3 protein-coding genes are annotated in these 4,632 nt (G+C 48.0%); 1 reads left to right on the top strand and 2 read right to left on the bottom strand.

The window, feature by feature from the left end; all coding sequences use genetic code 11:
• Window positions 1–132 precede the first annotated feature (132 nt).
• Window positions 133–576, bottom strand: a complete 444-nt coding sequence (locus tag KDK15_RS21270) for a sigma factor-like helix-turn-helix DNA-binding protein (RefSeq protein ID WP_257295415.1) — start codon at window positions 574–576, stop codon at window positions 133–135.
• A gap of 343 nt (window positions 577–919) precedes the next feature.
• On the opposite strand from KDK15_RS21270, the gene KDK15_RS11050 reads away from it, so the two are divergent.
• Entirely contained in the window at window positions 920–3,067 is a 2,148-nt protein-coding gene (locus tag KDK15_RS11050; protein ID WP_257295414.1) for a hypothetical protein, read from the top strand.
• On the opposite strand, the gene KDK15_RS11045 is transcribed toward KDK15_RS11050, so the two are convergent.
• The gene (locus KDK15_RS11045) at window positions 2,957–4,546 is read right to left on the bottom strand and encodes an ATP-binding protein (protein ID WP_257295413.1); all 1,590 of its coding nucleotides are present in this window, start codon (window positions 4,544–4,546) and stop codon (window positions 2,957–2,959) included. The genes KDK15_RS11050 and KDK15_RS11045 overlap by 111 nt on opposite strands.
• Window positions 4,547–4,632: the final 86 nt, after the last annotated feature.

Raw genomic sequence — 4,632 nt, 5'->3', positions numbered from 1 at the left:
TAGTAACTGCCCACTTAGCCAGAAATATACGATTCCATTTGGCCAACTACTTAGCCTGCCTATAACGGGCAAAAATTTGACATGCAGGATTGGCAATGACTGCTGATGGATCCTGGTAAACGACAAATGTTGCTAAGGGAAGGTTTTGACCCAAAGGTAACATTTGACAGTTATACCTTTGACGAAAAAAAACTGTTCAATACCGGAATACAGTGTTGCCCGCGCCCGGTGCAGCAGAACCCTGACATTTGCTGCCGACTCACCGATAAAACCGGAAATATCGTCCAGTGACATCTGGCTGAGATCTTTCAAGCCAAACACCAGACGCTGTTTCTCGGGCAACGTGGTGATCTTATGGTTCAGGCAGTCCATCAGTTCCCGTTTATCCAATAGCGCCCCTGGCCCATCAATGTGCCAGTTGGAAGGCGGCGGCTGCCAATGACCATCCTCTTTAAAACGATGGACCAGCGGCGCTTCTTCCGGGGCATCGGACAACAGCTCACGCTTCTGCCGACGATAGCGGGAACGGGCTTCATTGGCGGTAATGGTCAGCAACAATGGCTTGAAATGGATCACATCACTGCATGGCGAGACTATGGCTTCTCATCTATTTTTATACAAGCTTATGGGGATATTAGTTGCTCCATTTACAATACCCCCTCCATTGGCCATGAACAACCGGAAGTGTAAGCCTGCTTACCCAAAGGCTTCTGATGCACACCATAAAATACGAGGCCTATTAAGCGTTGTTATGAATTTCGTTCTGGAGGCAGGCCTTTACTTTTGGCTTATTTCATATTGGAAGATACTTTGACATCACCTCCGGTGGCTATTTCGTTAACAGTGTCCCATCCAACTTTTATGCAATGATTACCCTGTTGAAAGTAAGAAAATAAAAACGGTCCATCGAAAATACCAAATGAAATCAAGAGCCACTGATTATTTAACATGCCTGTTAATCACAACCATTACCGCAAGTCTTAACGCTACCGGAGGCATGGAAATCACCAATACTTATCAGCTGATACATGATCACTTATCAAAAATCCACTCTGTAGATAAGTACAAGAATGCCATGAACTCTCGTAACCAGAAACAGGAGTTACCTGAAATTCTCCTGTCCCCGGGAGAAAGACGAAGCATTCTTTTGCAAAACTTTTCCCGAACTCATAAAACAGGCAACAAGATAATAACCCACCATGCCGTTAAAGACCTGCATATTCTCAGTGGCACCGTACAAAATCCCGGACATAGCCTGCTCAGCAATTTAGGCTCCCCGATGACGGTCACTGGTGAAATAATGCTGGCAAACCTGCTGATATCCCCCATCACTGATGTAGAGGTCCTTGAAAAACGCCAGAGAGCGCTTCAATACTTGTTAGATCACCCTAAAGTCATCTTTCAGATAGAGGAGCAACTTATCCGTTATGCCGCGGATGAAGATGGACTCATTGCCCTGCTCGACCCTTCTGATGCAGTGAACAGCCCCCATTTTGATGAGATTGATTACCAGACATACATCCCGGGGCTCACCTCAGATGCGTCGTATGAGGAGATTGCCCGCCGGTTAAACGACACCATTAGTGTTATGAGTGCATTGAATGTGCCTATTGGCCTGATCGGATCCACGCTGCTTGGAAAATTTGACGCACAATACGGGATTATTCAGGGGCTTCTCAATTCAGTCATCAACCTGCCAGCCAACATGAACCTGGTCATTTCCGAAATGCACCATCACTTTCAGGAGCTTCCACCACCGGCCAAAATTTTTACTTTCGGGAGCTTTGCAGTGCTGCAAATGATCGCCATTTATCAATCATACCGACTCTTTCAGGATAATCGGGCCGCTTACACGTTTGTCATGGAGCGTAGCCGCAGGCCTGGAAGAGCGCTGGAAAGTGCCAGAGAACTAAAACAACTGGCCCAGTATCACCCGGCCCTTGAGGATATTCTGGACCATTACAGTGGCTTCCTGAAGTTTCGAAATTCCACCCAGATTCAGGAAATAGCCACACTGTTAAACGATGCACCGGAGAAAACACCCGACACACTCTCCTATTTGTCAACCAACATGGGACGCTACAAAAGAAGCCTGATGCTGCTTCGCCGAAACCACATCCCATTGATCAGGATTATGCAGGCCACTGGTGAGATTGATGCCTGGCTGACCATTGCCAAGCTACTGAGGTCATCGTCTTACCGGGAAACTAATCCATTATGTTTTGCACAATATGAAGTATCAGCGCAACCGACTATTGAGCTTCAGGGCTTCTGGAACCCACTGCTCCCTCCTGACATTGCTATTTCCAGTGACCTTACCGCCAGCCACTCTGTACCACCGGCCAATATCATTATCACCGGCCCGAATGCAGCAGGAAAGTCCAATGCCATGAATGCTGCAGCACTTAACGTCATCATGGCGCAGACACTGGGCATATCTCCGGCTGAATCCTTTAAACTGACACCATTTTCCTTTATCCATACCCATACGGTTATTGAACCGGAAATGATTACTGGCGTTTCCAGTTTCAGCGCAGAATCAAAACGCGCTATCAAGCTGCTGGAGACATTACGCACATTAGAGGCTGGTCAGTTCAGCATTGCTTTTCTGGATGAAATTTTCAGCAATACCAGCCCAACAGAAGGGGAGATCGGTGCACTCGCCTATATAAAATCGATTGGCGATTTACCCGGGACGATTAGCATTTCTTCTACCCACTATGCCAGGCTGACCTCACTGGCTGATCAGTTCCCGGACAAGTTTCAAAATCTTCATGTCAGCGCTGACATCAACAGTGAAGGCCGCCTGCACTATGATTATGTCCTGAAACCCGGCTTCTCAACCCATAATGTTGCCTTCCATATTCTCAAAGAGGAAGGAATCCAGAAGGACTTTCTTGATATTCTTCAAGATCTTCTTGATGTTCCCGGGGCGTCCTCGGGAACATCAGATAATTTAATGCCTCTGCTTTCTGGGCCAGACCAGGCTGAATCGGGCTCCCCCCAGGGGACTGTGACTAACCAGCGCCCGGCCCCCATGCCAGTACATAATGCGCCGGACGATTGAGAGTCCCAGACCATAGCCTCCTGACTTACGTGTTCTACTGTCGTCCAGTCTGGAGAAAGCAGAAAACACCCTTTCCCACTGTTCTTCAGGAATCCCGGCCCCATCATCATCCACATCAATACGACAAGTATCCTGAGTGGATGAAAAACGCACCTGAACTTTACTGTCAGCATATCGGCAGGCATTGCCCACCAGGTTTTGTATAGCCCGATGAATATAGCGACGATCAATTTCTACAAAACGCCTGGGGTTTAACACATTGCAGGGAATATGTTCTATCTCAACCCGGTTCTGTAATCTAAGATGCTCGCCAACCACCTGTGCCACCACTTTATCGACATCATGACGTTTCAAACTGATGGTCGGAGCTCCCTGTTCCAGGTTGGCATAGGTCAGAAACTCATCAACCAGGTGATCCAACTCCTGGATATCCTGATCCATGCCCTCCAGCTGGACCTCCCGCTCTTCCTGTGTTCTCGCATCAGCAATCAGATCCAGGCCAAACCGCAACCTTGCCACAGGGGTCCTTAATTCATGGGACACGCCACGAATCATCTCTTTCTGCAGACTCAGCAGACGTTGAATATGGTCGGCCATGGCATTAAATGCCAGGGCCAGGCGACCAATCGAATCCGCCCCACCCACATTAACCCTTACCTCAAAGTCTCCTCGGCTAAAGCGTGTTGCCGCTCTTTCCAGTTTTCTCAGCCGCTTCTCCATTCCCCTGACCAGGATATAGATCGCAAGGCTCAGAGAGATCAAGACGAAAAGCCCCAGGGTCAGGATCAGTTTAAAAGGATAAGGGTTCAGTAATTTCAATGGGCCAAGATGGAGTATCTGATCACTATCCTTCATCTGGGCATAGAGCTGGAGCGATTCATCTCTGATGTTTAAAACAGTAACAATACTGCCCTGCTGCAACTGGGTGTTTTGCAGGGGCGTTAACGAAGTAGCTGAATAGTGGACAATGGACACAGGAAAACTCAGCGATTCTCCGGATCGCTGAGCCAATACCGTCACTCGCTCATCCGCAGAGTAGTGGCCAAGCAGGTGTCTGAGAAAAACAATGGTACCACTCACCATTTGTTCTGATATCTCAGCCACACGTCCCTGCAACAACCACCGATCATCAATTAAAGCGGTAATAACCGCTGCCTTTTCGGTCAGCATCTGAACATCAATCCCCCCTAAAGAGAGCTGCTCAATTTCTTTAGGCGTGAAGTCTGATCGCTCCAAAGGCAACATTGAAAAAGGAATCGACAGTTTATGTCCCCACTCTCCCAGCCAATTATGTCGCTGCTCTTCTGGCATTGCTGCCAGTACTTCAGAGACAAGGCGGAAGGTATCTCGGGCCATATCTTCCCGGTACTCGGCCAATCGAACACCATTAACAATAGTGACAACAATGCCGGAAAGCACTGAGACCAGAACCAGGGAAAACAGCAGGCCGCCATAGATACGAAGAAAAATACTACTCATGACGCTATGCCAGCAACTTATATCAATTCCGCCTTCTGAATATGATATCGAGCAAGTCATTTTGGACCGCTGGGCAAGGCGGAATG

This window comes from Endozoicomonas sp. YOMI1 (assembly GCF_024606345.1).
Lineage (GTDB): Bacteria > Pseudomonadota > Gammaproteobacteria > Pseudomonadales > Endozoicomonadaceae > Endozoicomonas.
Note: the sequence above shows the minus strand (reverse complement) of the source record. Positions and strands in the feature narration are given on the sequence as shown.